Below are 2192 nucleotides of genomic sequence, written 5' to 3'. Positions count from 1 at the left end.
ATCTTGGGAGGTTTAATTAATGTCAAATAAAAATGAATTTGTTCCATTACCATTCGAAATCGATGAAGAAAAACGAAAAACAAATGAAGAGAACCCTCTTTTGAGGGTTAAAAAGAATGATATCGAAATTGAAGTGTATCAAGGGATTGAGCGATATATGTTCTTCCACTTAATGAAGGAGTGGGTTTTAGATGATCGTTGATTATACAAAAGTCCCGCAAATCTATCTTGTTTGTGGAAAAACGGATCTTAGGAGAGGAATTGATGGATTAGCTAGCCTAGTTCAAGAAAATTACAATCTTGATCCTTATTCAGAAGCACTCTTTTTATTTTGTGGTAATCGTTCTGATCGATATAAGGCGCTGTATTGGGATAAAAATGGTTTTATGCTTCTTTATAAACGCCTTGAAACTGGCAAACTTCAATGGCCGCGGAATTCACAAGAAGTTCAACTGTTAAATGCCCAACAAATTCGCTGGTTGTTGGAAGGCTTGAGCATCAATCAACCACGAGCTATCGGGCAAGCAGTAAAAGGATATATCTCATAAAAAGATAGCTAAAACCCTTGATAATATAAGGTTTTTAGCTATCTTTTTATCTATTTTTATGATATAATAACAGAGGTTATAAAATTTGAGGAGGTGAATTTATTGGGGAATTTAGATGAAACTTTAAAAGTAAAGGCTCAAAATAATGAACAATTAATTGCAGAAAACCAACAGTTACGAAAAGAGATTACAGCATTACGAGAACAAGTAGCAGAAATGAACCGTCGCTTATTTGGCCGTTCAAAAGAAACGGTTAAAGAGAATAAAGATCAATTAGCTTTATTTGATGACCAGCTTTTTAGCGTATCAGAGACAACTGAAGAAGAAACCGTTCAAGTGATTGAAGCCCACGAACGTAAGCGTAGACCAAAAGGGAAAAAAGCTTCGCTTATTAAGGATTTAAAAGCGAACAACATCCATTACGAATTAATTGATGAAGCACGTTTTTGTCCATGTTGTAGCGAAACAATGAGTCACATTGGTCAGACGGTTATTAGAGAAGAACCCATATTTATCCCTGGACATTTTGAGAAAAACGTCCATATTCAACATGCTTATAAATGTCACTATTGTCCAGAGGATGAAACAACAACAATCGTTAAAGCACCTGTACCGAGACCATTATTAAATAATAGTTTAGCTTCTGCAACAGTGGTTGCAGAAATTATTCATCAAAAATATGAATTAGCAATCCCTTTGTATCGACAAGAAAATGATTGGAAAACCTATGGATTAGAAATGACAAGAAAAACGATGTCTAATTGGCTTATTACTATTGGCCAGCGTTATCTTGAACCTATTTATCATGCATTACAATCACAACTTATTAAAGAAAAGGTGCTTCATGCAGATGAAACGCCTTTGACTGTTCTCGACAGCAAGAAAATGAAGAATTATTTATGGCTATTCCAAACAACTGAACGTGCAAAAAAACCTGTCATTCTTTACCATCACAATGAATACCGATCCGCTGCAGTTCCTACAAATTTCTTAAAAGGATTTACAGGCTATCTGCACTGTGATGCTTACGCAGCGTATTCAAACATCCCAAACATTAGAACTGTACGTTGCTTGAGCCATGCGAGAAGAAAATTCTTCGAAGCTATAGGGACAAATAAAAAAGGAAAGGCTGCAGAAGCTGTCAAACATATTGATTCTTTATTTCGTCTGGAGCGGGGATTAAGAGGTTATTCGGATAAAAAACGCTATTTCCTTCGAAAGCGTCAGTTAAAAACAGCATGGAAACAGTTATATACTTTTTTAAGAAATTGTCAGGCTCTGGGACGTGGAAAATTAGCAAATGCCATTAATTATACGCTTGGGCACTGGAAAGATTTTACGCGTATGATGAATGATGGCCGATTAGAATTATCCAATAATTTAGCTGAACGTTCCATTAAAAAAGTTGTGATAGGGAGAAAGAATTTTCTGTTTTCTAAGAGCATTCCGGGAGCGAAAGCGACTGGAATTATTTATAGTCTTGTCGAAACGGCAAAAGCCAATGGGCTTTCACCTAGAAAATATTTCACCTATTTATTTAATGAATTACCTCAGCTTGGTGATTTTCTATCTCAGGAATCTCTTGCAAGGTTTTTACCTTGGGATCCTAAAGTTCAGCTTCTTTGTGCTGAAATAAAATCTAAA

The 2192-nt window shown here is 35.6% G+C and carries 3 protein-coding genes; all 3 read left to right on the top strand.

Annotation, left to right across the window (positions count from 1 at the left end):
- Positions 1–19 precede the first annotated feature (19 nt).
- Entirely contained in the window at positions 20–202 is a 183-nt protein-coding gene (locus ACFO3L_RS11465; protein ID WP_373779761.1) for a hypothetical protein, read from the top strand.
- Positions 192–548: an IS66 family insertion sequence element accessory protein TnpB gene (gene tnpB, locus ACFO3L_RS11460; RefSeq protein ID WP_373779760.1), complete on the top strand. Its 357-nt coding sequence runs from the start codon at positions 192–194 to the stop codon at positions 546–548. The genes ACFO3L_RS11465 and tnpB overlap by 11 nt, the downstream gene beginning before the upstream one ends.
- A 102-nt stretch (positions 549–650) precedes the next feature.
- On the top strand, positions 651–2192 hold a 1542-nt coding region (gene tnpC / locus ACFO3L_RS11455; protein WP_379967698.1), incomplete at its 3' end, for an IS66 family transposase.

It is taken from the genome of Enterococcus eurekensis, from assembly GCF_042654605.1.
Lineage (GTDB): Bacteria > Bacillota > Bacilli > Lactobacillales > Enterococcaceae > Enterococcus_I > Enterococcus_I eurekensis.
The sequence above is the reverse complement of the archived record's forward strand: the minus strand, read 5'-3'. Positions and strand labels throughout refer to the sequence as shown.